Annotated in this window: 27 protein-coding genes and 1 pseudogene; 2 read left to right on the forward strand and 26 right to left on the reverse strand. The window is 27.1% G+C overall.

Translation table 11 applies throughout. The features are described 5' to 3' along the window. Positions 1 to 141: 141 nt before the first annotated feature. Positions 142 to 489: pseudogene (gene tnpA, locus AZI32_RS01520) on the reverse strand (IS200/IS605 family transposase); the annotation flags it as partial. Positions 490 to 622: 133 nt separating this feature from the next. Between tnpA and AZI32_RS01525 the strand changes: the two are divergent. Then, the gene (locus AZI32_RS01525; RefSeq protein WP_157450819.1) at positions 623 to 1,231 is read left to right on the forward strand and encodes an HD domain-containing protein; all 609 of its coding nucleotides are present in this window, start codon (positions 623 to 625) and stop codon (positions 1,229 to 1,231) included. A gap of 155 nt (positions 1,232 to 1,386) precedes the next feature. Here the strand turns inward: AZI32_RS01525 and AZI32_RS01530 are convergent, their stop codons facing one another. The 5 genes from AZI32_RS01530 to AZI32_RS01550 all read right to left on the reverse strand — a co-directional run bounded on the left by AZI32_RS01530 (position 1,387) and on the right by AZI32_RS01550 (position 6,131). Next, on the reverse strand, positions 1,387 to 2,061 hold the full coding sequence (locus AZI32_RS01530; RefSeq protein WP_061994160.1) for a diphthine--ammonia ligase: 675 nt from the start codon (positions 2,059 to 2,061) through the stop codon (positions 1,387 to 1,389). Positions 2,062 to 2,307: 246 nt separating this feature from the next. Next, on the reverse strand, positions 2,308 to 2,757 hold the full coding sequence (locus tag AZI32_RS01535) for a hypothetical protein (protein WP_061994161.1): 450 nt from the start codon (positions 2,755 to 2,757) through the stop codon (positions 2,308 to 2,310). A 20-nt stretch (positions 2,758 to 2,777) separates the two neighbouring features. Continuing rightward, positions 2,778 to 3,218 carry a LytTR family DNA-binding domain-containing protein gene (locus AZI32_RS01540; RefSeq protein ID WP_061994162.1) on the reverse strand — a complete coding sequence of 147 codons (441 nt, stop codon included), beginning with the start codon at positions 3,216 to 3,218 and terminating at the stop codon, positions 2,778 to 2,780. Positions 3,219 to 3,627: 409 nt separating this feature from the next. Further along, positions 3,628 to 4,140 carry a GNAT family N-acetyltransferase gene (locus tag AZI32_RS01545; protein WP_061994163.1) on the reverse strand — a complete coding sequence of 171 codons (513 nt, stop codon included), beginning with the start codon at positions 4,138 to 4,140 and terminating at the stop codon, positions 3,628 to 3,630. Positions 4,141 to 4,664: 524 nt separating this feature from the next. Further along, positions 4,665 to 6,131, reverse strand: a complete 1,467-nt coding sequence (locus AZI32_RS01550) for a methyl-accepting chemotaxis protein (RefSeq protein WP_061994164.1) — start codon at positions 6,129 to 6,131, stop codon at positions 4,665 to 4,667. A gap of 162 nt (positions 6,132 to 6,293) precedes the next feature. Between AZI32_RS01550 and AZI32_RS01555 the strand changes: the two genes are divergently transcribed. Further along, positions 6,294 to 7,292, forward strand: coding sequence for a 3-oxoacyl-[acyl-carrier-protein] synthase III C-terminal domain-containing protein (locus tag AZI32_RS01555; RefSeq protein ID WP_061994165.1), 999 nt, complete (start codon positions 6,294 to 6,296; stop codon positions 7,290 to 7,292). Between the two features lie 246 nt (positions 7,293 to 7,538). Here AZI32_RS01555 and AZI32_RS01560 read toward each other — a convergent pair whose 3' ends face one another. The 20 genes from AZI32_RS01560 to AZI32_RS19090 form a co-directional block, all read right to left on the reverse strand. Next, positions 7,539 to 8,816, reverse strand: a complete 1,278-nt coding sequence (locus AZI32_RS01560) for a radical SAM protein (RefSeq protein ID WP_061994166.1) — start codon at positions 8,814 to 8,816, stop codon at positions 7,539 to 7,541. Positions 8,817 to 8,822: 6 nt separating this feature from the next. Beyond that, positions 8,823 to 9,686 (reverse strand): class I SAM-dependent methyltransferase, encoded by an 864-nt coding sequence (locus tag AZI32_RS01565; protein ID WP_061994167.1) that lies wholly within the window; start codon positions 9,684 to 9,686, stop codon positions 8,823 to 8,825. After that, positions 9,683 to 10,258: a class I SAM-dependent methyltransferase gene (locus AZI32_RS01570; protein ID WP_061994168.1), complete on the reverse strand. Its 576-nt coding sequence runs from the start codon at positions 10,256 to 10,258 to the stop codon at positions 9,683 to 9,685. The genes AZI32_RS01565 and AZI32_RS01570 overlap by 4 nt, the downstream gene beginning before the upstream one ends. 111 nt (positions 10,259 to 10,369) lie before the next feature. Next, positions 10,370 to 10,528 carry a hypothetical protein gene (locus AZI32_RS18210; RefSeq protein ID WP_157450820.1) on the reverse strand — a complete coding sequence of 53 codons (159 nt, stop codon included), beginning with the start codon at positions 10,526 to 10,528 and terminating at the stop codon, positions 10,370 to 10,372. A gap of 445 nt (positions 10,529 to 10,973) precedes the next feature. Continuing rightward, complete coding sequence (locus tag AZI32_RS01575) at positions 10,974 to 11,768, reverse strand: ATP-binding cassette domain-containing protein (RefSeq protein WP_061994169.1); 795 nt, start codon at positions 11,766 to 11,768, stop codon at positions 10,974 to 10,976. Continuing rightward, positions 11,761 to 12,630 carry an ABC transporter gene (locus AZI32_RS01580; protein WP_061994170.1) on the reverse strand — a complete coding sequence of 290 codons (870 nt, stop codon included), beginning with the start codon at positions 12,628 to 12,630 and terminating at the stop codon, positions 11,761 to 11,763. The genes AZI32_RS01575 and AZI32_RS01580 overlap by 8 nt, the downstream gene beginning before the upstream one ends. A gap of 1 nt (position 12,631) precedes the next feature. Beyond that, positions 12,632 to 13,630, reverse strand: coding sequence for an ABC transporter substrate-binding protein (locus tag AZI32_RS01585; RefSeq protein WP_061994171.1), 999 nt, complete (start codon positions 13,628 to 13,630; stop codon positions 12,632 to 12,634). Positions 13,631 to 14,845: 1,215 nt separating this feature from the next. Next, positions 14,846 to 15,265, reverse strand: coding sequence for a HutP family protein (locus AZI32_RS01590; protein WP_061994172.1), 420 nt, complete (start codon positions 15,263 to 15,265; stop codon positions 14,846 to 14,848). A gap of 209 nt (positions 15,266 to 15,474) precedes the next feature. After that, positions 15,475 to 16,092 (reverse strand): hypothetical protein, encoded by a 618-nt coding sequence (locus AZI32_RS01595; protein WP_061994173.1) that lies wholly within the window; start codon positions 16,090 to 16,092, stop codon positions 15,475 to 15,477. Further along, positions 16,085 to 16,315: a helix-turn-helix transcriptional regulator gene (locus tag AZI32_RS01600; RefSeq protein ID WP_061994174.1), complete on the reverse strand. Its 231-nt coding sequence runs from the start codon at positions 16,313 to 16,315 to the stop codon at positions 16,085 to 16,087. Before AZI32_RS01600 ends, AZI32_RS01595 begins: the two co-directional genes overlap by 8 nt. A gap of 307 nt (positions 16,316 to 16,622) precedes the next feature. Beyond that, positions 16,623 to 17,090, reverse strand: coding sequence for a hypothetical protein (locus AZI32_RS01605; protein ID WP_061994175.1), 468 nt, complete (start codon positions 17,088 to 17,090; stop codon positions 16,623 to 16,625). Between the two features lie 156 nt (positions 17,091 to 17,246). Continuing rightward, positions 17,247 to 17,588 (reverse strand): hydrogenase maturation nickel metallochaperone HypA, encoded by a 342-nt coding sequence (locus AZI32_RS01610; RefSeq protein ID WP_061994176.1) that lies wholly within the window; start codon positions 17,586 to 17,588, stop codon positions 17,247 to 17,249. A 20-nt stretch (positions 17,589 to 17,608) separates the two neighbouring features. Then, positions 17,609 to 20,317 carry an FAD-dependent oxidoreductase gene (locus tag AZI32_RS01615; RefSeq protein WP_061994177.1) on the reverse strand — a complete coding sequence of 903 codons (2,709 nt, stop codon included), beginning with the start codon at positions 20,315 to 20,317 and terminating at the stop codon, positions 17,609 to 17,611. A 33-nt stretch (positions 20,318 to 20,350) separates the two neighbouring features. Then, complete coding sequence (gene hypB / locus AZI32_RS01620) at positions 20,351 to 21,022, reverse strand: hydrogenase nickel incorporation protein HypB (RefSeq protein WP_061994178.1); 672 nt, start codon at positions 21,020 to 21,022, stop codon at positions 20,351 to 20,353. 240 nt (positions 21,023 to 21,262) lie between these two features. Continuing rightward, the gene (locus AZI32_RS01625; RefSeq protein WP_061994179.1) at positions 21,263 to 22,168 is read right to left on the reverse strand and encodes a PhzF family isomerase; all 906 of its coding nucleotides are present in this window, start codon (positions 22,166 to 22,168) and stop codon (positions 21,263 to 21,265) included. A 42-nt stretch (positions 22,169 to 22,210) separates the two neighbouring features. Further along, positions 22,211 to 22,417, reverse strand: coding sequence for a hypothetical protein (locus AZI32_RS01630; RefSeq protein WP_061994180.1), 207 nt, complete (start codon positions 22,415 to 22,417; stop codon positions 22,211 to 22,213). Positions 22,418 to 22,588: 171 nt separating this feature from the next. Then, positions 22,589 to 23,656 carry a DHHW family protein gene (locus tag AZI32_RS01635; protein ID WP_061994181.1) on the reverse strand — a complete coding sequence of 356 codons (1,068 nt, stop codon included), beginning with the start codon at positions 23,654 to 23,656 and terminating at the stop codon, positions 22,589 to 22,591. A gap of 26 nt (positions 23,657 to 23,682) precedes the next feature. Further along, entirely contained in the window at positions 23,683 to 24,021 is a 339-nt protein-coding gene (locus AZI32_RS19000; protein WP_061994182.1) for a DHHW family protein, read from the reverse strand. 10 nt (positions 24,022 to 24,031) lie between these two features. After that, positions 24,032 to 24,529, reverse strand: a complete 498-nt coding sequence (locus AZI32_RS19085) for a hypothetical protein (protein WP_345968945.1) — start codon at positions 24,527 to 24,529, stop codon at positions 24,032 to 24,034. A gap of 17 nt (positions 24,530 to 24,546) precedes the next feature. Beyond that, positions 24,547 to 25,431, reverse strand: coding sequence for an MBOAT family O-acyltransferase (locus AZI32_RS19090; protein WP_345968946.1), 885 nt, complete (start codon positions 25,429 to 25,431; stop codon positions 24,547 to 24,549). Positions 25,432 to 25,654: the final 223 nt, after the last annotated feature.

A 25,654-nucleotide genomic window follows, 5' to 3' on the forward strand; every position in this document is an offset into this window, starting at 1 on the left:
AAATCAAAGCATCTTAATACAATCATTTCAATCAAAAATATAACAAAAATAAATTAAGTTAAATATAAAATTATTCTGATTTAAATGAACAGTCATGTCCACCCGTAAAGCAGATGAATTGCTCAAGCCATTGTAAACTGATTATTTAACTATACCCTTAAAAAGGTTATCTAACTCTTTTGTTGTAATCTTATCCATAATTTGATCATATTTTTCTTGTTCCCTTATATATTTTGCTATTGTTTTTTCATTTAAACCTACAGTGCTCACACAATATACATCTGCCCCAAAGTTCATATTTTCAAATTTATATTTTAAATTTGAATGTCTATCAAATATCATAATTGCACTTTTTCCTTTAATATATTCCATAAAACTTGATATATTTATCTTTGGTGGAATTGATACTAATATATGTATATGATCTTGCATCATGTGTCCTTCTAATATTTCTATGTCTTTCCATTTACATAAATCTTTTATTATTTCCTTTGCAATTCATTATTCTGTTCTTCTTTATCCATATATATTTTTCAAATTATGTTATAATTAGTTAAGTTATTACTTGAAATATAACATTCGCCACTAAATAATTTCAAGTGGTTTTCAAAGGAGATTAGATATGGAACTTTGTAATAAAAAAAGTGTGCCTTCATTAGAAGATGCTCAATCAATTTTAAAAGAAGCTGAAAAGTTGAACCCAGGTCCATGGGTAAATCATTCTATATATGTAGCAAAAGCAGCAAGATTAATAGCAGAGAAAACAGATAATCTAGATCCGAACTTAGCATATGTTTTAGGTTTGCTTCATGATATAGGTCGAAGAGAAGGCATATATGCTATGAGACATGGAATAGATGGATACAATTATGCAATTAATAAAGGCTATGATTTAGTAGCAAGAACTTGTTTAAGCCATACAGCATTTAAATATAATAATGAAGTTGTTATTGTAGGAAAATGGGACGGTACAACTGAAGAATATAACTTTGTAAAGAAGTACTTATCAAATACAGAGGAAACAGATTATGATAAATTAATAAAATTATGTGATTACTTATCTCTTCCAAGTGGATTCGTTTTGATAGAAAAAAGAATTGTGGATATGGCATTAAGAGCAGGATTTAATGAATATACAATTCCAAGATGGAAGTCGACCTTTGAAATTTTAAAATACTTTGAAGAAAAAATAGGAACATCTTTTACCGAATGTAAAAGAAAATACTTTTAATTCTTAAAATAAGCAAACTCTATGTCATAAGTTAATGACAATTTTATTATAGAATTAGAATGTAAAATTATTCAATAAATCAAACGCTTTATTAAATAGCAAAATTCATAAAAAGCCTTAGAATAATTAATTAGTTATTCTAAGGCTTTCTTCTATTATATTTCTAAAGTTAGATACATATACTGTCCATCTGAAGTAATATCTCCCTCTTTAACTTTTATTTCTTCTTTAAAAAGTGGCCCTGCTATAACTGCAGTATGAAATTCCCCACCTTCTCCACAAGGATCAATCCCTCTTTCTTCAAGTTCTTTCATATAATCAAAAGTAAGTACTTTTCCAAGGTCTTCTTTCTTCATTCCTTTTTTTGTATCAATTGTTATAACCTTAGTTATAAATCCTAAAGAGATAAATTCCTTAACTACTTCTTTGTGATCCATTTTCCAAAGAGGTATTCCAAGCTCAAGTCCCACACTATGAGCAACCCTTTCATGCCAACACTCATTCTCTGGAATATCAATATCCCCTGTTATAAGAACTTGAGCTCCTTGTCCTTTTGCTTCTTTTAATATTTCTACAAATACTTTTTCATAGTTATCCCAATTTGCTGCTCCTATAAAAAGAGGTATTCCTATTGCTTTTGCTTGTGCTTTAAGTACATCTGTAAATAAACTATGAGCTCTTGACCTTTCCCCGTCTTCTTCCATCATTACAATAATCCCTAAAGCTGTCCCCTGTTCCATAGCTTTGTATAAAGCTAACGTACTGTCTTTGCCACCACTATATGAAGCTATAAATTTTTTATTCTTAGCACCATCAATCCAATTCTTCATTACTATACCTCTACTCCTAAATTCATATGTTTTTCTATAATTTTTCTTGTGTGTTAAATACATTATTAATCAACTTCTATAATTCATTTATAATTAAATTTTCTCCATTTATCTAAAAAAATGAATTATATTTTAAATTATACTATAAAAAATTTAAAATCATATTAAAAATCTTCATTATTCATGGTACCCTTCCCCATATTAGTAACAAGTAATGTTTTATTTATAATTACATCTTTTTTATATTTACTTATTTGTACTTTGATATTTTTTCAACTTATTATTTAAATCATTTGTATCTACTAAATTCATAACATAAATACTATATCTCATGGCTATAATTGCACATTGAAGTATAATAAATAGTAGCACTCCTAACCAAGGCTCTATTATAGGAAACCATTTAAATATTATTGCTGCTCCAACTATTAATATATTAGTTACTACAGTCCATAAAATTGTATTTTTTCTTTTCTTTTCTTTTGAAAGAATATCATAATTTTTAAAAGAAAAATGTTCTATTAATGCAACTATAAAGGCTACAATACAAGTTTCCAGTAGAGTAAATATACTAATTGTAGTTACTCCTTTAATTAAATTTACTACTGAAATAAAAAATACTATACCTAACGAATATAAAGCCATTTTGGGTTTTACTTGTGATCCAAATTTATAAAATTTATTAAAAGCATTCATTATTAACTACCTCACTTAAATTATTTTCTTTCAAGTTTTTGTCTTAAAATAGGTGCATAATGTCTTGATACAATTACTTTTTCATTACTTTTCAAATAAACTTCAATTCTTCCTGAAGTGTAACTTTTAAGACTTTTTATTTTATGAAGATTTATTATAATAGATTTACTTATCCTTAAAAATCCAACATCTGAATAGCTACTTTCTATTTCAGCTAAATTTAATCCAGTTTGAAATACATCTTCCTTTGTATATACAAATACTTTTTCATCTACAGATTCACAATAAAAAACTGAATCTGGTGATAATAGTATTAATTCACTTTTTTCTTTAAACACACATAACTTTTGTGTTCGTGATTTTAATAAAGATAATATATGAAGCATTTCTTCATCTATGCTTTTGCATCTTAGTATAATTTCATTTTCTTCTACATCTGTATGCTCAACAGTGATTTTCATTATTACCTCCCAAAACTTTAATAAGAATTCTTATATTTTTAGTATATAGATATTAATTTTAATCGGCAATTTTATGTTTCTAAGTTGTATTAAATACCCGGTAAGATACATTTCTACTATGAATTATTACTTTCTTAAGAATAAGAAAAACTACTAGAATTTAATATATCCTAGTAATTTTTTATACTGTTTATTAATAACTTGTAACAATATCAAATCCACTTTATTTATTGTGTACTGCTATTCTAAATTGTTATTATAATAATTACTATTGTTCGTAATTATATAAACTTTAATAGTTCAAAGTAAAAAAAAGAGCTATTGCTCCTCTACCCTTTAGTCAGTTTTGCAATATCCCCTTCTTAATGTACCATTATATTAATTTTAATTTTTTAATTAAATTATATAATTATAGTTGAATCCAGTATCTTTGTTTAACTTTTCCATCATCAATAACTTCATTTTCTAAGATTCCACCATTTTTGATAATGGTATGAGCTGATGCATAATTATTTTTAAAACAAGTAATTAAAACCTTTTGCATTTTTCTTTTTTTGCACTCTTCTAACGCCAAAGCTAACATTTCTGTTGCGTATCCTTTTTGACGTTCACTTGGTCTTATTCCATAACCAATATTGCCACCATATTGTAATAAGTATTCATTTAAATAATGTCTAATATCTATTGCACCTAACAAATATTTTGAATTATTATCAACTAAGAAATAAACATCTGAAGGAACAAACCCATATGGCAACTTTATACCTTTTGAGTTGTTATCAGATTCAATTAAAAATTCCTCAAAAGTATTAGAATTCCCTTTCATAGCTAGTGGAGTTAACTTTTCCTCATTATCTTTAAATTCCTTAATCAAATCCTCCCATTCACATTTATACTCTTTCGTTAATTTAATAAGCTTCATTTTCTTCACCCCTTGTGCCTATACTCTGCTTTATAAATTTCTATTTATTTGTCTTTTATTTCAAACCTATTTTCTTTTTATTGTAACATATTTTGTAAATATCTACTTCTAAACTTATTGTATTTTATTACTTATGATACGATATTTTCACTTACTAAAATAACCTTAACCAATTAATATCAATGGTTAAGGCTATAACCCTCACTTATTTATGATACGGTTCATCTTTTATTATCCTAAACATTAGCTTTTAAATACTGTAGCTATATTCCTATAAAGAAATTTGAATCTATAATTTTAAATTCAACTTCTTAAATTTGAAAAGTTATTTTATAATTAATATAAAAAAGAATCTAATTCTAAATATTTAATAACACTAAATACTTGAAAATAGATTCTTTTACACATTTTTATTCTAAATTAATGACTATATATGAACCATATCATCCATAATAAATTCACCTATACACCACAAAATACGGTCACTTCTAACCTAAAATAACTATTTTTGTATATCATCTACTTTATTCACCTATGGAATTTAATTCATTGCATATATCATCTATTTCGTTATAACTACTTGTTACATCTGTTATGCTACTATTAAGCTCATCAATAGCCGCAAAAATTTCTTCCATAGCAGTTGCAGTGGATTCTACAGCTTCGCTAATATCATTTACTAAACTTAATGTATTTTTCATAGTACTTTCAAGCAGTATAGATTGTGATCCAACATTTCCTGAATAACTTAATACATTAGAAGTATTCTTATTAACATCTTTAAATAGTTTTTTAACATCATTTGTATGCTCATTACATAATTCGATTGACTTTTCTTCTTTTAATATTTCTTGTGCAACTACCTTTGTTTTATTAGATATATTATTCAATATTACTTCTATTTGATTTGTAGATATTTTCGAATCCTCAGCAAGTTTTCTTACTTCTTCTGCAACCACAGCAAAACCTTTTCCATACTCTCCAGCTCTAGCTGCTTCTATTGATGCATTAAGCGCTAATAGATTCGTTTGCTCTGATATTTCTGTAATACTGTTAATAATATTAACTATTTTTGTATTTTCATCACTTAACTCATTTATCATGGATACAACACTTAAAACATTTGTATTTACCTTATTCATTTCCGAAGATAATATATCTACTTTATTATTACCTTCTAATACAACATTTTCAGTTGATTTAGATAACTCCTCCATAGTTTTAATAGCATTCGTAACTTCTTCTACTTTTTCTACTCCACCCTCTATTGAGGATTTCATTCCAATCATTACATCCACTTCTTTGGTTGCACTATTAGCAACGTCACTTGTAGAGCTAGTTATTTCTTCTGCTATTTGTCCTGCTACAGAAATTCCACTTTTTATTTTTTCATTAGTTGTTGTTAAAACTTTTATAGCACTATATATTTTTTCTAATAACAACTCTGCTTTAGATTTAGCTTCTTTAGTAGCTTTATGAGTTTCTTCTAAATCTTTATAAATACTTTTGGTAGTAATGGCATTAATTGATAATATAGCCGATCCTGCTATTATGTATGCTATATAAAATACTAATTCATGGTATTCCACTGAAGCAAATAAGGTTGTCTTATAACCTAAGAAGAAATATACCACAAGTATTATAGCCAAAACTGCTTCAATAATTAATATTCTTAAATCTTGATATACACTCATTAATATAACACCATAATATATCAAAATAAAGTTAGCCCAATTTGGATCTGATATAAACATTACACATATAACAGCAGTGTACATCATTACTGTATAATACATTGTTTGAATAATGCATTTCTTTTTTATTAATATGAAATCGATTATAACTAAAGGTATAGATATTCCAACTAATATTAGTATGACATTCCTATCTACATTTAAAATTTTATCAACAATTGCTCTCAATACTACAGATGCTATAAATCCCACCAGCATAATTTTATTCTTTAATTCTGCGTTTTTTTTATAATCCACTAATACGCCTCCTTACTAAATATACCCTTATTATTATTCGTAATATTGTTATATAGCTTTACCTTATTCAACACTTTTCTGCATAATTTTGTTAATTTACAGAAATATTCTTCGATAATTATAAGTAAACATATTTAACAATAAAGATAAGGCGGAGATAAAATGAATATAAAAATTAAAAACATAGAATATTATCATCCTAAAACAAGTTATTCTAATGAATACTTTTTAAATCATTTTTCAAAACAGGATGTTGATATTTCTGGATTATTAAATGTTACTGGAAGAAATCAGAGATATGTTTCTGAAGATTTTCACGAAAATTCTTTAACTATGGCTATAGAAGCTTGCAGTAAAGTAATAAGTACTGTGAATATAGATGTACAAGATATAGGTTTAGTTGTATTTGTATCCTCTACGCCAGAATATCTATCTCCTACAAATGCTGTTAAAATTCATGAAGCTTTAGGTTTATCTAGAAGTTCAAATGCATATGATATGAATGGTAATTGTTGCGGAATGATTATTGCAATGGATCAAGTCTGTAGAACAATGAAGAGCAATAATAGAATTAAATATAGCCTACTTGTAGGCTCTGACTTAGTAATTAGATATTCAAGAAAATCAGAACCTATTACTTATGCTAATTTTGGAGAATCTGCATGTGCTGTATTACTAGAAAACATAGAAGATAGCATATCAGATTTCATAGATAGTTCATCTTACGTAGACAGCTCATTAAGCTGCTATATAAAATTTCCTCCTGTTGGCTTTTCCAATATATTGCCAGTAGATGGAAATATATCAAAAGATAATAGAATAATAGAATGGGCAGATTTTAATACAGATGAGGCCTTTGCAAGTTCTGTTGACTCAATAAATGAAATATTAAATCGAAATAATTTAACTAAAGATGATGTGAAATTATATTGTCTATCTCAATTTTCAAAGAAAAATATTGATATAATAAGAAATACTTTAGAAGAGCCAGAGAAAAAATTTCCATTCGTAGGTGACAGATTTGGATATACAGGTGTTACAAGCCCATTTATGGCCTTATCCGACTCTGTTTCAAATGGTAACATTAAACCTGGAGATCATGTTATTTTATGGACAGTTGGAGCTGGTGTAGTTGCTTCATGCATACTACTTAGATATTAATATGGAGAAACAAGATGCAATTTAAATTTATTCATCAAATTTTTGTTATCAGTTGAGAAAAATAAGTGCAAATATATTTAGTTAAAAATTATGAATTAAGAATTTAGGATTAAAGTAATAACCACAACTGGTCACTATTCACTCTTAACTTTTAACTAAAATAATCTGTTAGTTATATACTAGCCATCTATAAACTAAAAAAGCTGTAGTTTTATCTACAGCTTTTTAACATCTATTATTTAAATACTATTTATGTAAATCCCTATAGTATTTAGGATATTTATCACTCTTATTTTTATTACAAATACTTATTGATTTTTCCTTATTAAGTGGAAGTATACCTTCTGATTGCTTAAATACTTCTTTATTTACCTTCTGAGCAAAGCATCCTATTTTAGGCTTACCAATATAATTCTTCATTTCAATCCAAAGATTTTTTATAGATTCTTCTTTTACATTTCCAAACCTCATAGGTACAAAATCACAAGGATACAATTCTCCTGAAGCACTTATATAGGAATGTTGATTTCCTGCACCACAACCAAATTTTGCTTCGCTTTCTGTATACACAAAAGTTGTTATCTTAGGTAAATCACTTCTTTTATTTGCCTTATGTTGTATCTTTATAAGTTTTTCCCTATCACTTTTATTATAAAATACATTTTCTAATTGCTTTTCAGTTAAAAGGTTTCCACTTAGTATAGGTTCCAATATTTTCACTTCATGAGCACCATTATCTTTTGCAAGTTTAAACAATCTAAACAGTTTTTCTTCATCAAGGTTTTCCTTTAATATAACTGTTTGTGCCATTGTATATAATCCTGCCTTATTTGAATTTCTAAGTGCCTCAAGTGCATAATCAAAAGCAATTTTACTGTTTCTATTGTTATTATGTTTCTCTTTATCATAAGAATCTAAACTTATTCCTACACCAAATAGTCCACTATTTTTTAATTTTTTTGCTTTCTCATAGCTTAAATTAAAACCACTCGTAAATAAAATTGATGTGCTTCTATTATCTATAGCTCTTATAATATCAAATATATCCTCACGTACTAATGGCTCTCCTCCTGTTATTCCAATAATAGGCACATTTATATTTTGAAGTTCTCTAATAACCTTAATCCATTCTTCCTTTGTTAATTCCTCTTCTGCTGCTCTATTTTTTGCACTGCAATAGAGACAATTATTAGGGCATTTATTTGTTACACATAAATACATAGATATTGGTGCAGTTCTTTCAGCATACATTTGCTTTGTAAATATATTTATAGGTTCATCTACCGCTAGGATATTCTGTATAAATGATTTAGTTGGAAAAGGTGGAAAAAAAGTGCTCAATATGTATTTATCCTCATGCTTCACTATCTTCTCTCCCTTTAAAATACCACTCATCATTTTTATGTATTTTAACAGGTTAAAATTCTCATCTTCTTTTAAAATATTATAAATTTCTAATATGTCCTTCAGAACATTTTTATCTATAGCCATTTTTGTCATGATTTTTAAATTATTAATGCTCATTCATTTCTATTCCTTTCTAAAGATACCATATGCAAATTTATGATTTATCTCATACATTCCATTTTTATATTTTTCTTTTTTTATTTTTTCAATTATTAAAGGTTTAACTTCATTATAGTTGTTAAAAATTTTCCTAGTTCCTGCTGCTGCCCCAGTTATATTTAACCACTGTAAAAGTTCTTCTGGCTCTTTAAAACTAAAGAATACCTCACCTTCTTCTACCTTTAAAGCTTTAAATCCATATTGATTGCACCATTTAACTAATCCCATCTTTCCCTTAGGTAAATTCAATTTTATATCCATAGGTTTGATTACTTCCTTTTGCTTCTCACTCATAACCTTCAAAAAAATATTTTCTATTTTATCTAAGGTTCCTTCAACATTTGTGATTATTGCTAATATACCTTCTTGTTTTAAAACCTTATTAAAAAGTTTTAATAGTTCATTATGATCAAAATAAGAAAGTGCCCAACCAAAAAATATAACATCATATTTTTCATTAGTATTTTTTAAAAATTCAATACCATCACTCTGAATAGCTGTCATCCTAGGATTATTGGTTTTCAAAAGCTTTTCAAGCATTTTATTTGACTGATCTACAGAAGTAATTTTATATTTTATAGATTTATTTAATAAGCTTTTTGTTATGTAGCCTGTCCCACAAGCAAAATCAAGTATTTTTAATTCTTTATCTGTTTCTATGTGCTTTGAATGAATAATATTGTCCGTATATCTACTCATCTCTTTAAGCCAAAAATGATATGTATCTGAAACTTTATCATACTCATCCTTATAATCATCCCTGCTTACAACTTCCTTTTTTATAAGTTTATATCCAATCTTTGAGTAGAACCATATTTTATTTATCATCTTTTCTCTCCTACAAATATAAAATAATACCCCTTATCATAAACCCTTTGTATGTAAAAACATTCTTCTAGTAAACTCCTAACTTCATCTTTAGTTCTAAAAAACAATCGTCCAAATAGAGTAAATTCAAATGCTCTCAATAATTTTGTTTTTATGTGCTTTCTATTAAAGTCCATCATAACTATCTTTCCGCCATACTTTAATATTCTATTTATTTCAACTATAAGATCTTTTTGTTCTTTAATATGATGGAAAACATCACTTAATATTACTATATCAATAGAATTGTCCTCAAATGGAGTTTTCAAAGCATTTCCCCTTATGCATACCAAATTCCCCCCTTGATTTACCATTGAAAGCATCTTCTCACTTTCATCAAGTACGTATACAGTCTTACAACTATTACAAATATACTTAGCTAACCTTCCAGTTCCTCCGCCTATATCTACAACTACTTCATGTTCATCAATATTTGCAACAGACTTTATTTCTTCATGTTTATATAGATTAAACATAACCATAAATTTATCATAATACTTGTAAACCTTATCAAAATCTTTTATTTCTTTCATAAACACCTTTCCTTAGTAATTAATACTATAAATCATTATCAGTGAATCTTTTAGACTTCTATTTCATACCTGCATTTTAGGTAAATTATTTAAATATTTTTCTACTTTTTTTCATTTTAATAACTTTAGGCTGTGCCAAAGATATAGTATTTTTATATGTACTATAACTATTTTTAGATTTAAATATATTTTTAACCCTTCTACAACATCATTAAGTTCTCTAGAAAAGATTATATCAATAATTTGATGTGTATCTATATCAACCATCATAGTTCCATATCTTGTCTCCTTTTTACAGCAAAATCATAGATGCAAGGTTTCATTATATTTTCTTTATTTATAATTATTTCTTTTTTCAAAAAATTATAAATAGTACTTTTGCATACATTTGCAATAATCCTTTTTAAATATCATCAATAATCACATAACTAATAAATTCAAAATTTTCATCTAAAAATTTAATAGATTTATAAATCATAAAATCTACTTTCAAAATATAGAATATCTATAATAATATATTAAAATAAGTCTAAGTTCAACCAACTATGGAAAAAACAAGAAAATATTTACATTATTAACTACTACTAATTCTTGTTAATGACTTTTCCCCTTAAGATTACATCCATACTTGAGAAACAAAAAAAAGAAGTACCATCTAAAGGCACTCCTTATTCTTTACTTTCACAATAACTAAAGCATATTAAATTAGACTATACTAAGCAAACATTACTCTGTCTGAAAGTTCTTCTTTAAAAGTAATTTTATTAAATTCTTCTATAAGATCGTTTTTAGTTAAATTACTTTTTTCTATTTTCCCTATATCAAGGATTGTTTCTCCTCTATGCATCATAAGTAACCTATTTCCAAATTCTATAGCATGATTTAAATTATGAGTTATCATAATTGTGGTAATGTTTTTCTCTTTAACTATATTATTTGTAAGGTTTATAATTGTCTCTGATGTTTTTGGATCTAAGGCTGCTGTATGCTCATCTAAAAGCAAAATCTTTGGTGTATTTAGAGTTGCCATTAGTAACGAAAGGGCCTGCCTTTGTCCTCCTGATAACATTCCTACCTTTGTATTTATCTTATCTTCGAGCCCTAAATTTAATATAGAAAGATGATTTTTAAATTCCTCTATCTTTTTTTTATTAACGCCTAAAGAAAGTCCAAATTTTTTCCCCTTATTATCTGCCAAAGATAAATTTTCTAAGATAGTCATAGATGGTGACGTTCCTTTAGTTGGGTCTTGAAACACTCTACTTATAATTTTTGATTTTTTATGTTCTTTTAAATTAGTAATATCTCTTTCTTCTAAAAATATATTACCTGAATCTAATTCTAAAGAACCAGATATTATATTTAAAAGAGTAGATTTTCCTGCTCCATTACTTCCAACAATAGTTATATATTCACCTTTATTTATTTCTAAATTAAAGTTATTAAAAATACTAGTTTCATTTATTGTTCCTTTATTAAAACCTTTATTTATAGATTTTAGCTTAAGCATTTAAATCACCCCTTTTTCTTAAAGAAAATTTATTTAGCATATTACTATTATTCATAACTATAGCAATAACCACTATTATTGATGTTATTAATTTCAAATCTGTTGGTGGCAAACCTAAATTTAAAGCAATTCCTACACTTAATTTGTACAAAAACGCTCCGATTATAACTATTGTAGTTCCTTTTATAAATTTACAATTATTAAAAACAGATTGACCAAGTATAATAGAAGCTAAAGCAATAACTATAAACCCAGTTCCCATAGATATATCCGAAAACCTTTGATACTGTGCCATTATAGCTCCACTTAAAGCTACAAAACCATTAGATAACATAAGTCCAATTATTTTCATTGTTCCTTTATTTACTCCTAGTGAAGTAACTAATGTATCATTATCTCCTGTGGCCCTTAATATAAAACCAAACTTAGTTTTGAATAAAACATCCATTAAGAATTTAGAAACTAAAACTATTAATACTAAAATCATTACCATTGGTATATCACTAGAAAATATATTATCTTTATTCATCATGGGAAGATTTGCCTTACCCATTACCCTTAAATTTATAGAATATAATCCTATCATAACTAGAATCCCTGATAAAAGATTAGTTATTTTTAATTTTACATGAAGTATTCCTGTAACTAGACCTCCTATAGCACCTCCTATAAATGCTACTACTAATGCCAAAATAGGATTAGTTCCTTTTAATATAAGTGATGCGGTAATTGCAGCACCCAAACTAAATGTTCCATCTACAGATAAGTCTGGAAAGTCTAATATTGTATAAGTTATATATACACCTAATGCTCCTATAGCAAAAATAAGTCCTTGCTCTAAAGTTCCCATAAAGAAGGTCATGTTATTCCCCTCCTTTTATAAGTTTAGCTTTTTTCATTATATCTTCATCAATATTTATAGAAAGCTTTTTTAGTGTATCTTCATTTATAACAAGTTCTGTATCTTCCAAGGTTTTCATAGGTAACTCTTTTATATCTTTTCCTTCCAATACTTCAGCTGCCATAATTCCAGCTTCAAATCCAAGTTTTTTGTAATTAATTCCTTCTGTAATTAATGCTCCACCTTTAACATGAGCTTCTTCTGCTCCTACTATTGGTATTTTTTTATCTATTGCTTTAGAAGATATTATTGGCATAGACGAAGCTATCATATTATCTGCTGGTGTGTATAAAACATCAATTTTATCTAATATAGAATCTAAACCTTGACTTATATCATTTACACTATTTACACCTTTTACAATTACATCTATATTATTTTTCTTAGCTATCTCTTTCAAATTATTTATTTGAATTTCCGAGTTTACTTCACTAGTATTGTATAAAACTCCTATTGTTTTTACATCCTTAACTATTTGTTGTATAAGCTTTAATTGTTTTTCTATAGGTATTGCATCACTTGTTCCTGCAACATTTGTTCCTGACTTGTCCTTTGATTTTACAAGTCCTGCACTTACAGCATCTGTTACCGCTGTAGTTATAATTGGGATATCTTGTGTTGAATTAAAGGCTGATTGGGCTGCGGGGGTTCCAATAGCAAATATTAAATCTTTACTACTTGAAACAAAATTATTAGCTATCATATTAGATGTTGCAATATCGCCTTCTGCATTTTGTAACTCTAAATTAAGATTCTCTTTGTCTTTAAATCCCTTAGAATCTAAGGCTTCTATAAATCCTTCTCTAGCTAAATCTAAAGCTGGGTGAGATGCTATTTGAGATATACCTATATTCACATTTTTTTCTTGTGATAAAGAATCTCCCGCACCATTTGAACATGCTGAAAATAAAAATATGCTTGTTAAAACTGAACTTAATAAAACTAATTTTTTTCCTACCATACTACCGTCCTCCTAATATTTTGTTTTGTATTTGTGTATGATTATAGGGTTCCAAATTAAATCTTAAACTTATTCATTTATCAATTGAGAAAACTCAAATTAATATTTCTATCAATAACTGACAGATTATTTTAGTTAAAAGTTAAGAGTGAATAGTGAACAGTTGTGGTTATTACTACTCACTTTGCTCCTAGTAATTCTCAACGTATCTTTTTATAAATTTGCAAAGCAAATTACATTAATAGATTTTTAAAAATCATTTTCAGAAAGTGGTTTCCACTTTTATCCTAAATTCTTAATTCATAATTCATAATTCTTAACTAACTATATTTGTACTTGTTTTTCCAACTTATAACAAAAATTTAATGAATAAATTTAAAATATTTTCATACAAGATGTAGTGTTAAATTCTAAATGATTCAGAGTATGTCTCACTACTTTAGGTATCCAAGTTTTGGAATGAATAAATTTAAGAGTCAATTTGGAACCCCATGTGAGTAAAGCTAAGCCACTTTATTCCAATAAAATATTTTTCTTTTAAGCTTTTACTACATTATGTAATAATAAAGAATTTAAATAAGCTATTCATTGAAAATTGATTTAGAAACTCTTATAGATTTTCATTTGATTTTTTTGACCTAATCCAAGGACGGATTAGCCGGTGCACCAGACAAGGACGTCGCTTCTCCGGGTAGTCATAAAAATCAGATAAACATATATTTAGAGTTTCTTTGAAATTTTCACAGACTAGCATTTTAAATTTTTTCATTATTACTTTTTAATACTATAAATTAGGAATTTTTAGGCTTAACTTTACGCCTATGTTTGGAACCCTATAAATACAAAAATCCTCTCCATAAAAGTATATGGAGAGGACTATTAAAATTCCTAATTAACTCACTATTAATCTATATCTCCTACTTATTCTACCATGCTACTATTTAATATTTATGTATTACAAATATAAAAAACTATATTTTTAATATCTATACTTCTATCCTTCTATAATGTTAGTGAATTTATGTTTTCCATTCTACATTTATTTACTATACTTCTAATTCACTACAACATCTCTACTACTGTTCTACCATTCTACATACTACTGTTCTACTATTCTACCTACCAAGATAATCTAAATCTTCCATCCTAGATTATCGCTACTTTCCTGTTAAAAGGAATTATATATAGATTTTTCATTTATGTCAACTATACAAATTATATATTTGCTATAGATCTATGTCCAAGTCCTATTACTACTTCATTTAAATGAAGTACACCTATGCTAAGGAAAATACATACACTTACATGCTCTCCTTGCCTTGCAACTCCAATTTTACCACCTACATTAAGACCATTTGCCTTATCTGAAACCTGCATTATTGCCTCTCTAGTAGCTCCTGCAATTGCACCTTCATGAATATGACAATCTTTAATTATTCCAGTTCTCTTAGACGCAACTAAAGCCCTTTCTATAATTTTTAGAATAGATGTATTTAAATTTCCACCAATATCTACTGCTACAGCTAAAACATTATCTTTTTTAAACTCCTCTATAAGTCTTTCCTCTTCTGCTCTTGAGGATATTGCCATTTTTACAGAAGCTTTTGCTATATCTACACTATTTTTTTCTTTCATCAACAAACCTCCTAAATAAGTTATTATATTACATACTTTTATTTTAATAATTCTACAACTCAAAAATAAACTTTTATATTTTACAACCTATTATATCACTAATCTTATATTCTCAATTAAAAAAATATGTAATTATAATAGCTAATATTAAGAAAAAATACTTCTTCTATAAAGAATAATGTGATTTTCTATTACTTTTATAAATGATATTAAAATTTCTTTGATATTATATATAGTATTAAGCCTATAAAAAATAACCCATATATTATAAAAAATATTTTAGAAAACTTATTTGCAATTTTCTCCATATCTTTATGTTCTTCTCTATTTAATTTTTTCTTCGGATAAAGTCCTATAATTAATGAAATAGTTATAAAATTAATCATCATTAATAAAGTGTCCAATCTAATTAAACTTGACTCATTTGTAAAAATTTTAACTTTTAAAAATCCTGTAATAATAAAAATAATACTTGCTGCTGTTGATAAATAACATATACCATTTAAAATTTTGATATTTTTAACCTTTAATTGTATTCTCATACCTTTCATATAAAGAAAATATAATATTAAATATAATATACAAAGAATGTTAATAAAAATCATTACTACATGTAAATTTAAATTAATACTTCCTACTGTAGCCTTATAATATATATATGCCATTAGCAATACAATAATTGATATATTTGAACCTTTCAAAGCATAACTTTGGGCTTCTTGCTCCAATTCATCCTTATCCATAACCATACAAATAATATAAATAGCTACAAACATTGTAGATAAAAGCACATGCAGTTGAAAATAAATCAGTTGTAATTTATCCATTATTATCTCCCCCTAAAAACTCAAAAACTTCATCAACTGTTTTATCAAAATAATTAGCGATTGAAAAAGCAAGTTTTAATGAAGGATTAAAAGTACCCCTTTCAATTTCTGATATTGTACTTCTATTAACCCCTAAATCAATAGCTAAATCTTCTTGTGTAATGTTACGCTCAATTCTTAATAATTTTATTTTTGTATTAAAGATTTTTCCTCTTCTAACCATAAAACCCCTCCTTCAATTGGTATTATATACTATTTGTTGTATATATACAACATTATTGTGTTTATACACGTTATTTTTCAGTATATATACAACATTTTTCTCAATATATTTAACTTTTAATAATAACTTTCTACAAATTTTTATATCTGTTTTACAAAAATATATACATACTTACTGCTTTGATATACGTGAAAAATAAAGAAATATTATTTTTTATAAAAAGTATAGGAATAGGTAATGGCAATAAAATATTTTATTGCCATTACCTATTCCTCAAATATAAAAATTATTTTTATTGGTATTCTTATTAATTTTTATGCATTATTCTCATCACATTTCTTGCGATAGGTGATACAATAAGTAGTTCCAAAAATAGAACTACACAAAAATTACGTGGCCAGCAAATTGGAAACTCTTTAATCACTTCTACATTAAACCCTAATGCTAAAATTCCACCTACAATAGTCATAATAATAGACATTCCAATTACAGTAAAAAATGTTCTAAATAAAATGTTAGCATTTAAACTATCTGTTGGAGAAGCAAAAATCTTCACTAATTTATCAGCTATATTTCCAACTATAAAATTTTCAAACATCATAGCAATTATGAAAACTACTGGAAATATTTTCAACGATGTAGCTACAGATGTTACAGATACTCCACCCATGCTGATAGAAATATTCATAGTTGCCATAAAAAATGCTGTCAATGCACATATAATACCTCCATAAATTAATCCTTCTTTCCCATTCCTAGGCATACATTGATTCATAATATCCTCCTTTGTTTTTTAATAAAAAATGCATTGTACGACGACAAGTGGTATGACCGTCGGTACAACGCATTGACTTTTATAAGTATAACATAATTATTTTTTCTGATGTAATACCCTAATTTCATTTTTTTTATTTATTTATTTTTTATACATTTAACAAGCAACAATTTCTTTAATCATAAATTCTCTTCCACATAGCAAATCCCAATCATTTTCTCCACAGTATGAACATTTCCCTTTGCTTTGAAGGATATTAAAAACTTTATTACATTTTTTACAAATCCCATTACCAGGTAGTATCTCAATTTCTAATTTTGTATCTTGTAATAAAGTTCCATCTACTGCTGCTGGGTAACACGCTTTAACATATCTTGGAATCATTGATGAAAGTTCACCAATTTGAATAACTAATTTATCTATTTTGGTTAATCCATTTTTTTGTGCAAAATTTTCAACAGTCTTAACTACTTGTAGTAAAACTCCAACTTCATGCAAATTACCCCACCACCCCTATGTCAACGTTTATCGGGAGCATTTTCACTAAGGAAAATAGATTTTAATTTTCTTACTGGTTTTTTCACAGCAATTCTTACCTTACGTTTAAGTGCATGTTTAATAATTATAGGCTTAAGCTCTGAAAGATCTACACTAGCACTATCATAAACTCTTTCCAACTTAATTGCATCATATTTGCATTTTGTAGTACAAACACCACAGCCTACACATTGATATTCATCTACAACTGTAGCACCACAACCAAGACAACGTTCAGTTTCTTTTTTCAATTGCTCTTCTGTAAAAGTACCACGTAAATCCTTAAATGTTTCTTTTGATCTATTTTCACCTATATGCTCTGCTCTTTGTCTTGGCATCCTATCATATCCTCCAAGATCAAGATTATTTTTATCTAAAGGACGATAATCTCTCTTTGTACGTCCTAAAATTAGACTTTGTCCAGGATGAACATAACGATGAATTGAAATTGCACCTTCTTTACCTAAAGCAATTGCATCTATAGCAAATCTAGGTCCTGTGACAGAATCTCCACCAGCAAATATATCTGCTTCATCTGTTTGTAAAGTAACTTGATCTACTTTTATTGTATTATTAGGATTTAATTGTACTTTAGTATCTTCTAATAATTCGCCCCAATCTATTCCTTGACCTACTGAAATTATTACATTTTCTGCTTCAACTACTTTTGTTTCATTTTCATCGAATTTTGGGCTAAATCTTCTGTTCTCATCAAATACTGAAATACATTTTTTAAATTCTACGCCAACTACTTTTCCATTTTCCTGAAGAACTCGTTTTGGTCCCCATGAATTATTAATGGAAATTCCCTCTGACAATGCTTCTTCAATTTCTTCTTCAAGTGCCGGCATTTCATCTCTACTTTCTAAACAATACATACTTATATCAGAAGTATCAATTCTTGTGGCAGTTCTTGCAACATCAATAGCAACATTACCTCCACCAATCACAATAACTTTTCCTTCCATTTTTAAATCTTCACCTAAATTTATTTCTCGTAAAAATTCTACTCCGGTTATTACACCTTCAGCCTCTTCTCCTTCAATACCTAAACTTCTTCCCTTTTGAGCACCAATTGCAAAATAAAATGCTTCAAATCCTTCATTTCTTAAATCATTAAGTGTTACATCCTTTCCCACTTCAATATTAGTCTTAAATTCAACACCTAATTCTTTTAAAATATCAATTTCTGCATTAACTACATCTTTTTCTAATCTAAAAGATGGAATTCCAAATTTCAACATACCACCAAGTGATTTTTGTCTTTCAAATACAGTTACTTTATAGCCATCAATAGCCAAATAAAAAGCACATGAAAGCCCTGAAGGACCTGCACCTATTATAGCAATTTTATTTTTATATTGATTTTTAACCTCTGGTACATATCGAAACTCTTTATTCAAATCTTGTTGTGCAATAAATTTCTTAATATCATCTATAGCTATAGGATCATCCACATCTCCCCTTGTGCAAGCAGATTCACATTTTCTTGGACATATACGACCACACACTGCTGGGAAAGGATTTTCATGCTTTATAAGTTCTAGTGCCTCTGTATATCTACCTTGAGAAGCCAATTTTATATATCCTTGAATACCAATATGTGCAGGACATTCTGCTTTACAAGGGCTTGTGCCAGTATCTACAACTACTTTTCTATTAATACGATAGTCTATATTCCACTTATCTGGTCCCCATTCTGTATCATAAGGTAATTCACGTTTTTTTTCTAAAATAGGAGTTTTCATGCACAGCTTTTGTCCTAATTTTAATGCATTCACTTGGCAATTTTCAACACATTCTCCACAAGCTACACATTTATCTTTATCTACTTTTGCAACGTAATTTGAACGTATCATATCTGTATTTAAAAACATTTCTGCAGTTCTTAAGGACAAACAGGAACATCCACAACAATTACAAATAGCATGAGTTTTTCCTGGTCCTTCTGTATTTGGTATTTGATGCACTAACCCATTAGCTTCTGCCTTTTTTATAATTTCAAAAGCTTCTTCACGAGAAATTTTTCTTCCTCTACCTGTGCGAATATAATATTCTGCTGCATGTCCCATTTGAATGCACATGTCTTCCTTTAAATGTCCACAGCCTTCCCCCATAACTTCTCTTGCTGTACGACAAGCGCAGTCAGAAACAGAAAAAATTTCATTTTCATTAAGATATTTAGATACTTCCTCATATGATGCTCTTCTTGTTTCTGCTTCAATAGATTGTTCAATAGGAATAACTCTCATAAGACCTTTACCTACTGGAAAATTCCCTGCTGTTTTTGGCCCTCTTACTCTTCCATATGCCTCAAAAGCTTCAGCAATTTGAGGATGTTTTTTTACATTTTCCTTATTATTGACCATCATTTCCATAACACCAGGAATCCAAGTTTCAAGCCAATATTTATCAACACCATCTATTTCATTAACAAAGCATACCCCAACAACTGCTAAGTCCCATAAAAGTTTTGATATTTCCTCTACAGATTTTCCACATAATTTAGCCACTTCTTCTGCACTTTTAGGTTTTCGTAATTCTAAATAAATTCCTACCTCGGCCATTTCATCTGAAACAACAGGTTCTAAAATAATATATTCAGGATCTTTAGGCTTAATTTCTGATTTTGAACCACGTTTTGATCTGTTTATGTGATTTGCAAGATCCAATACCTTTTCCTTTACCATATATATCCCCCTATCTCAAAGCTCAATATATTCTTATTTTTCTTTCCAATTTTTCACTTCAGTACGTATCCAATCAACCCACTTATCAATTCCTTCTCCTGTTTTAGCAGATATAGGAATAATTTTTATATTTGGATTTAATTTCAATGCACATTTTTTAACTTTTTCTAAATCAAAATCAAAATAATCCATAGCATCAATTTTATTGATTAACAAAACATCAACAATTGAAAACATAAGTGGATATTTTAATGGTTTATCATCACCTTCAGGAATACTTAAAATCATAGCGTTTTTTGATGCACCAGTATCAAATTCTGCTGGACATACTAAATTTCCTACATTCTCTAATATTGCAAAATCAATATCTTCAGTTCCTAATCCTTCTAATCCTTGTTTAGTCATATCTGCATCTAAATGGCACATTCCACCAGTGTGTAATTGAATCACTTTTGCGCCAGTCTTAGATACTGTGTTAGCATCTACATCTGAATCAATATCTGCTTCCAAAATACCAATTTTCATCTCATCTTTTAAAGCATCAATAGTCTTTACAACAGTTGTAGTTTTTCCTGAACCTGGTGATGACATTAAATTTAATAAGAAAGTTTTATCTTTTTTTAATTCCTTTCTAAGTAACTCGGCCTGTTTGTCATTGTCTTCAAAAACACTTTGTTTAATTTCAATAATCTTATAAGTATCCATAATTCTTTTTACCCCCAATTTTATACCATTTTTACTTGTTATTTTTTATATTTAAGTAATAAATAAACATTACTGTATAAAAATTGTACCATTAAATACATATTAACGAAACAAGCTTTATATACTTTTAATTTATAATAAAAACACAGAATAGAAGTATTCTGTGTTTTGCTTATTTATATTAGGATTTATAAATCACTATAAATATTACTAATAAAATTAGTATTTTAAATAAAACTCCTATAAACTCAATTCTGACTTAAATGTAATAACAGCATTTCCTGAAATTTTAACTTCTACTGGATTTTTATCTTCTATTTTTACTTCAACCTCTATAACGCCAGGTCGACCTATTGCTTCACCCTGCTTTGCTTTAAATTTAAATACCTTATTATTATGTTTAACAAAATTATTATAAACAAGATATGCTCCTAATGGACCATTTGCATTTCCTGTTACTGGATCCTCGTTAATTCCTATTGCTGGCGCAAACATCCTACCATGTATCAAAATATCTTTTTCTTCAGGATTAATTGTAAAAACATAATATCCATTACATTTTATAATGTTACTTAATTTAACTAACTCATTATAATTAGGTTTCATGTTATTTAATGTGTAAATACTTTTTATGCCAATCATAACTTTTGAATGTCCTGTTGAAACAATTTGTATTGGATAAGATTCTATTAAATCATAATTATTAATATTAAGTGCTTTTATAAGCTTTTTCTTATTTTCTCCATTAATAATATCCCCAAATTCAATCTTTCCTTGTGTCATAATAACTTTATAATCATCATTTTCACTTACTATATCAACTGGTAAAATCCCAGCACCAGTTTTTTGATAAACCCTTGAAGAAACAAGTTTATTTTCAATAGCACGTGCATAATGGGCTGCTACAGTTGCATGTCCACATATTGGAACTTCATTTGTTGGCGTAAAAAATCTTATGTGAACATCAAAATCATTATTACTTGAAGAAAATATAAATGCTGTCTCAGAATTGTTAAGTTCCCTAGCTATTTTTTTCATATCATTTTCTGTTAATCCATCAGCATTGGTTATGACTCCAGCTGGATTTCCTGCAAACTTTTCTTTTGTAAATGAATCAATTTGATATAAATTATATTTTTTATCCATAAACTTCCCTCCAATTGTAACTACTATTAAAACCACTGTATTCTATTTTTTATTTTTCTTTAAAATTGATATATCATTTTTAATTCTAAATGGATTGATAAAAATCCATGTAAAACTTAAACCAAGCAACAATGAACTTTCAAAATCACTTAATATTAGAAAAGATACTATTGCTATTCCTAATATTAGAAGTATTATATTTAATATTAACCTCTTTTTTATATTTCCCACATTTACCATATTATTCATATTTTATACCTATTTTCCCCATATTTATACTTAAATTATGACTTGCTTTATAATTTAAATCAATACAATAGGTTTATTATATATACTTTCACTGTTTTAAACTAAAAATAAAAAGACTATATTAAAAAATATTTTTTAATATAGTCTTAATTGAATTTCTACATTATTAATTTACTTGTTTAATCCATCTATGGTATTAATTAAAGTTTCTGTGTTAGCTGCAAAAACATTATTAATAAATAGTACTTGATTTATACCATTATCCTTAACTAACTGATTTAAACTTCCATCATAATAACGAGAATCTATAACTATTACTTCTTTATAATCTGGAACCAAAAATGGTACAAATGCATTACCATAAGACTCTTTTACTACTACTATTTTTTTATCACTTTTTGCATTCTTATTTTCAATTTTTATTTCTGGAAAATCACCATGCAAAAATACTGAATATGCATTTACTCCTTCTGCATAATCTGCATATAGACTACTTTTTAACGGGTTGTCCATATCATTTTCTTCATATCTATAAACTTGATAATCATAAGGTATTTTATAATAATCTACAGTATCTGGATTATTTTTTAGTTTATTATCTTTAGTTTGAGTGTATAACGTTCCTAAAAATCCACCTACTGTGAATTTTTCATATTCTTTCAGGTTTATTGGAGTAAATCCTGCTTCCTTAGCAAAGGCTGTATACGCATAATATGCTCCTAAAGATGTCCAATGATGATCTGTGTTAAAATATATGTACTCATCTTTATGTTTTTCTAATTCACTATAAGCGTCTATAGTTTTTACATTTTTGTCCATGCCCTTATAAATATTATCTATAGACTCTTTTTCAGAATTACTCATATCCTTATATTTACTTGGAAGTGCAAACTCAACATGAGTTGGAACAACCATATTATATACTTGTACATCATTTCCTAAATTTTTAGCATGTTTTGAAATTGTATTTATATATTTTTCACTTTCTTCCTTACTACCACCAAAAATCTCTAAGGCCATGTCACCTAAAGTCACAATTGAACCAGATTTTTCTGCAATTTCATCTCCTTTTTGTGAATCATCCTTTGAAGTATTTTTTGTATCTTCCTTTTTTGAATCTGCTATTTTATTACTTTGTCCTGTTTTTTCTACCTTTTCTTTATTTCCACAAGCTACTAATGAAGTAACTGATATAGCCACCAATGTAACAGCTATTATTTTTCTTATGTTTTTACTCATAATTTATTCTCCTATCTTTTTCATTTTTATTTATATAATTTTATTTCTTCGTCTCCTTCTCTAAGTCCCTTTAAACCATCAACATAGGAATCAATTGATAATAACTTATCCCTAAACGGAAAAGTATCATTATAAAAACTCTCTATCTGTGAAAAATATTTTCCTTTCATAATTTCCTCTAAAGAAAACTTTGGGTATTTTGTTAAAGCTCTTTTTTCATCTTCTGATATAGTTTTTTTAGGCATTATTATTGAACATAAGGATAACGTTAATATTATTAATGCAAATACAAAAATATTTATTAATTGCATCTTTTTTATTATTTTATTTTTTCTTTCATTTTCTTTTTCACAATCAAATTTCATTTTTTCCTCCTTAAAACCTAAAATATAAGAAAGGATTATAACTATCTCCAATTAGCATAGCTGTTGATAAAATTAGTATCATTACATTAATTATTACAACTAATATTGTTAGGATATATTCTCTATCTTTTTCTAATATTTTTCTTTTTATATAGGGAAGTATAGGAGTTGTGCCTATTAACGCTAATATAATCCAAAATATATTATTAACAATTTCTAGTTTTGTCTCAGTATTAATAATTGAATTATTGCTTAATCCAAACATTATTTTTAAATATTTAATGCTATCTGTTAAGTTTGTAAAATAAAATATTGTCCAACCAATAACAACAACTGTCAAAAGATATATGTGACTAACTATTTTAGGTATTCTATTTAGTATTTTTAATATAAGTTTTTTCTCAAAATATATCATTATTCCAAAATATAATCCCCAAACGATAAAATTCCAACTTGCGCCATGCCATATACCTGTTAAAAGCCAAACAATAAATAAATTAGTAACCATATTTTTCTTGTTTCCACCTAAGGGAATATAAACATAATCCCTAAAAAACTACCTAAAGAAATATGCCATCTTCGCCAAAATTCTGTTGCTGACTTTGATATATATGGATAATTAAAATTTTCTAAATATTTAAATCCAAATATTTTTCCAAGACCTATTGCCATATCTGAATATCCTGAAAAATCAAAGTACATTTGAATAGTAAACATTACAATTCCAAGCCAAGCCCCTACTACTGTTAAATCATATAAATTTGAATTCATATATTGCTCTACTAACTTACCTGCTACATTTGCAATCAAAACTTTTTTTCCAAGTCCTACTATAAATCTATTTATACCATCATTTATGTTGTCTATAGAGCTTTCTCTGTAGTCTATTTCATCCTCTACCTGAGAATATCTAACTATTGGACCTGCTACTAATTGAGGATATAATGATATATATAATAAAAATTTATAGTAACTTCTTTGAGCCTTTACATGACCTTTGTACACATCTACTGTATAGGAAATAACATGAAATGTATAAAAAGATATTCCTAAAGGAAAGGGTATGTCAGGTATCTTTATTGCAAGATTAAATAATTCATTTATATTTTCAAAAATAAATGCAGTATATTTAAAAATTAATAATGAACATAAGTTTATTATTATAGAGTATATTAACCATTTTTTAGATTTCTTTGTATCCTTATTGTTTTCAATAAAAATTCCTGCGTAATAATTTATTATAGATGTGAATAAAAGTAATATTATCCATTTAGGTTCACCCCACGAATAAAAAATAAGAGAAAATACTAATAGTGTTATATTTTTAGCTTTTATATCCTTTACCAAAAAATAAATTAATAGATTTAGTGGTAAAAATAGATAAATGAATAATGTATTTGAAAATACCATGTTTCACCTCCTGATTTTATGTAACAAAATATTTTTATCATTGTTTTGTTACATAAATATTACGTAAATATAATTTTTTATATTTTTAAGCAATGTTTATAAAAATAAAAAACCCTTACCTGCATATTTAATACAAGTAAGAGTTTTGTTAAATTTAAAAATTAATGCTTAATATCTTTATTGATTTAAAACTGCTTTTATAAAACCTATTAAATCATTTTAA

Source organism: Clostridium sp. ATCC 25772 (genome assembly GCF_001573875.1).
Classification (GTDB): domain Bacteria; phylum Bacillota; class Clostridia; order Clostridiales; family Clostridiaceae; genus Clostridium_J; species Clostridium_J senegalense.

Coding starts and splice junctions, on each gene's coding strand:
- AZI32_RS18210 (WP_157450820.1), bottom strand. CDS start 10,528: ATGATGGTTGATATAGATACACATCAAATTATTGATATAATCTTTTCT.
- AZI32_RS01540 (WP_061994162.1), bottom strand. CDS start 3,218: ATGAAAATCACTGTTGAGCATACAGATGTAGAAGAAAATGAAATTATA.
- AZI32_RS01560 (WP_061994166.1), bottom strand. CDS start 8,816: ATGAGCATTAATAATTTAAAAATCATGACAAAAATGGCTATAGATAAA.
- AZI32_RS01600 (WP_061994174.1), bottom strand. CDS start 16,315: ATGGTTAGAAGAGGAAAAATCTTTAATACAAAAATAAAATTATTAAGA.
- AZI32_RS01580 (WP_061994170.1), bottom strand. CDS start 12,630: ATGACCTTCTTTATGGGAACTTTAGAGCAAGGACTTATTTTTGCTATA.
- AZI32_RS01525 (WP_157450819.1), top strand. CDS start 623: ATGGAACTTTGTAATAAAAAAAGTGTGCCTTCATTAGAAGATGCTCAA.
- AZI32_RS01555 (WP_061994165.1), top strand. CDS start 6,294: ATGAATATAAAAATTAAAAACATAGAATATTATCATCCTAAAACAAGT.
- AZI32_RS01530 (WP_061994160.1), bottom strand. CDS start 2,061: ATGAAGAATTGGATTGATGGTGCTAAGAATAAAAAATTTATAGCTTCA.
- AZI32_RS01570 (WP_061994168.1), bottom strand. CDS start 10,258: ATGAAAGAAATAAAAGATTTTGATAAGGTTTACAAGTATTATGATAAA.
- AZI32_RS01590 (WP_061994172.1), bottom strand. CDS start 15,265: ATGAAAGAAAAAAATAGTGTAGATATAGCAAAAGCTTCTGTAAAAATG.
- AZI32_RS01625 (WP_061994179.1), bottom strand. CDS start 22,168: ATGGATAAAAAATATAATTTATATCAAATTGATTCATTTACAAAAGAA.
- AZI32_RS19085 (WP_345968945.1), bottom strand. CDS start 24,529: ATGGTTACTAATTTATTTATTGTTTGGCTTTTAACAGGTATATGGCAT.
- AZI32_RS01605 (WP_061994175.1), bottom strand. CDS start 17,090: ATGAATCAATGTATGCCTAGGAATGGGAAAGAAGGATTAATTTATGGA.
- AZI32_RS01535 (WP_061994161.1), bottom strand. CDS start 2,757: ATGAATGCTTTTAATAAATTTTATAAATTTGGATCACAAGTAAAACCC.
- AZI32_RS01565 (WP_061994167.1), bottom strand. CDS start 9,686: ATGATAAATAAAATATGGTTCTACTCAAAGATTGGATATAAACTTATA.
- AZI32_RS01630 (WP_061994180.1), bottom strand. CDS start 22,417: ATGAATAATATGGTAAATGTGGGAAATATAAAAAAGAGGTTAATATTA.
- AZI32_RS01615 (WP_061994177.1), bottom strand. CDS start 20,317: ATGGTAAAGGAAAAGGTATTGGATCTTGCAAATCACATAAACAGATCA.
- AZI32_RS01585 (WP_061994171.1), bottom strand. CDS start 13,630: ATGGTAGGAAAAAAATTAGTTTTATTAAGTTCAGTTTTAACAAGCATA.
- AZI32_RS01595 (WP_061994173.1), bottom strand. CDS start 16,092: ATGGATAAATTACAACTGATTTATTTTCAACTGCATGTGCTTTTATCT.
- AZI32_RS19090 (WP_345968946.1), bottom strand. CDS start 25,431: ATGGTATTTTCAAATACATTATTCATTTATCTATTTTTACCACTAAAT.
- hypB (WP_061994178.1), bottom strand. CDS start 21,022: ATGGATACTTATAAGATTATTGAAATTAAACAAAGTGTTTTTGAAGAC.
- AZI32_RS01545 (WP_061994163.1), bottom strand. CDS start 4,140: ATGAAGCTTATTAAATTAACGAAAGAGTATAAATGTGAATGGGAGGAT.
- AZI32_RS19000 (WP_061994182.1), bottom strand. CDS start 24,021: ATGAAATTTGATTGTGAAAAAGAAAATGAAAGAAAAAATAAAATAATA.
- AZI32_RS01575 (WP_061994169.1), bottom strand. CDS start 11,768: ATGCTTAAGCTAAAATCTATAAATAAAGGTTTTAATAAAGGAACAATA.
- AZI32_RS01635 (WP_061994181.1), bottom strand. CDS start 23,656: ATGAGTAAAAACATAAGAAAAATAATAGCTGTTACATTGGTGGCTATA.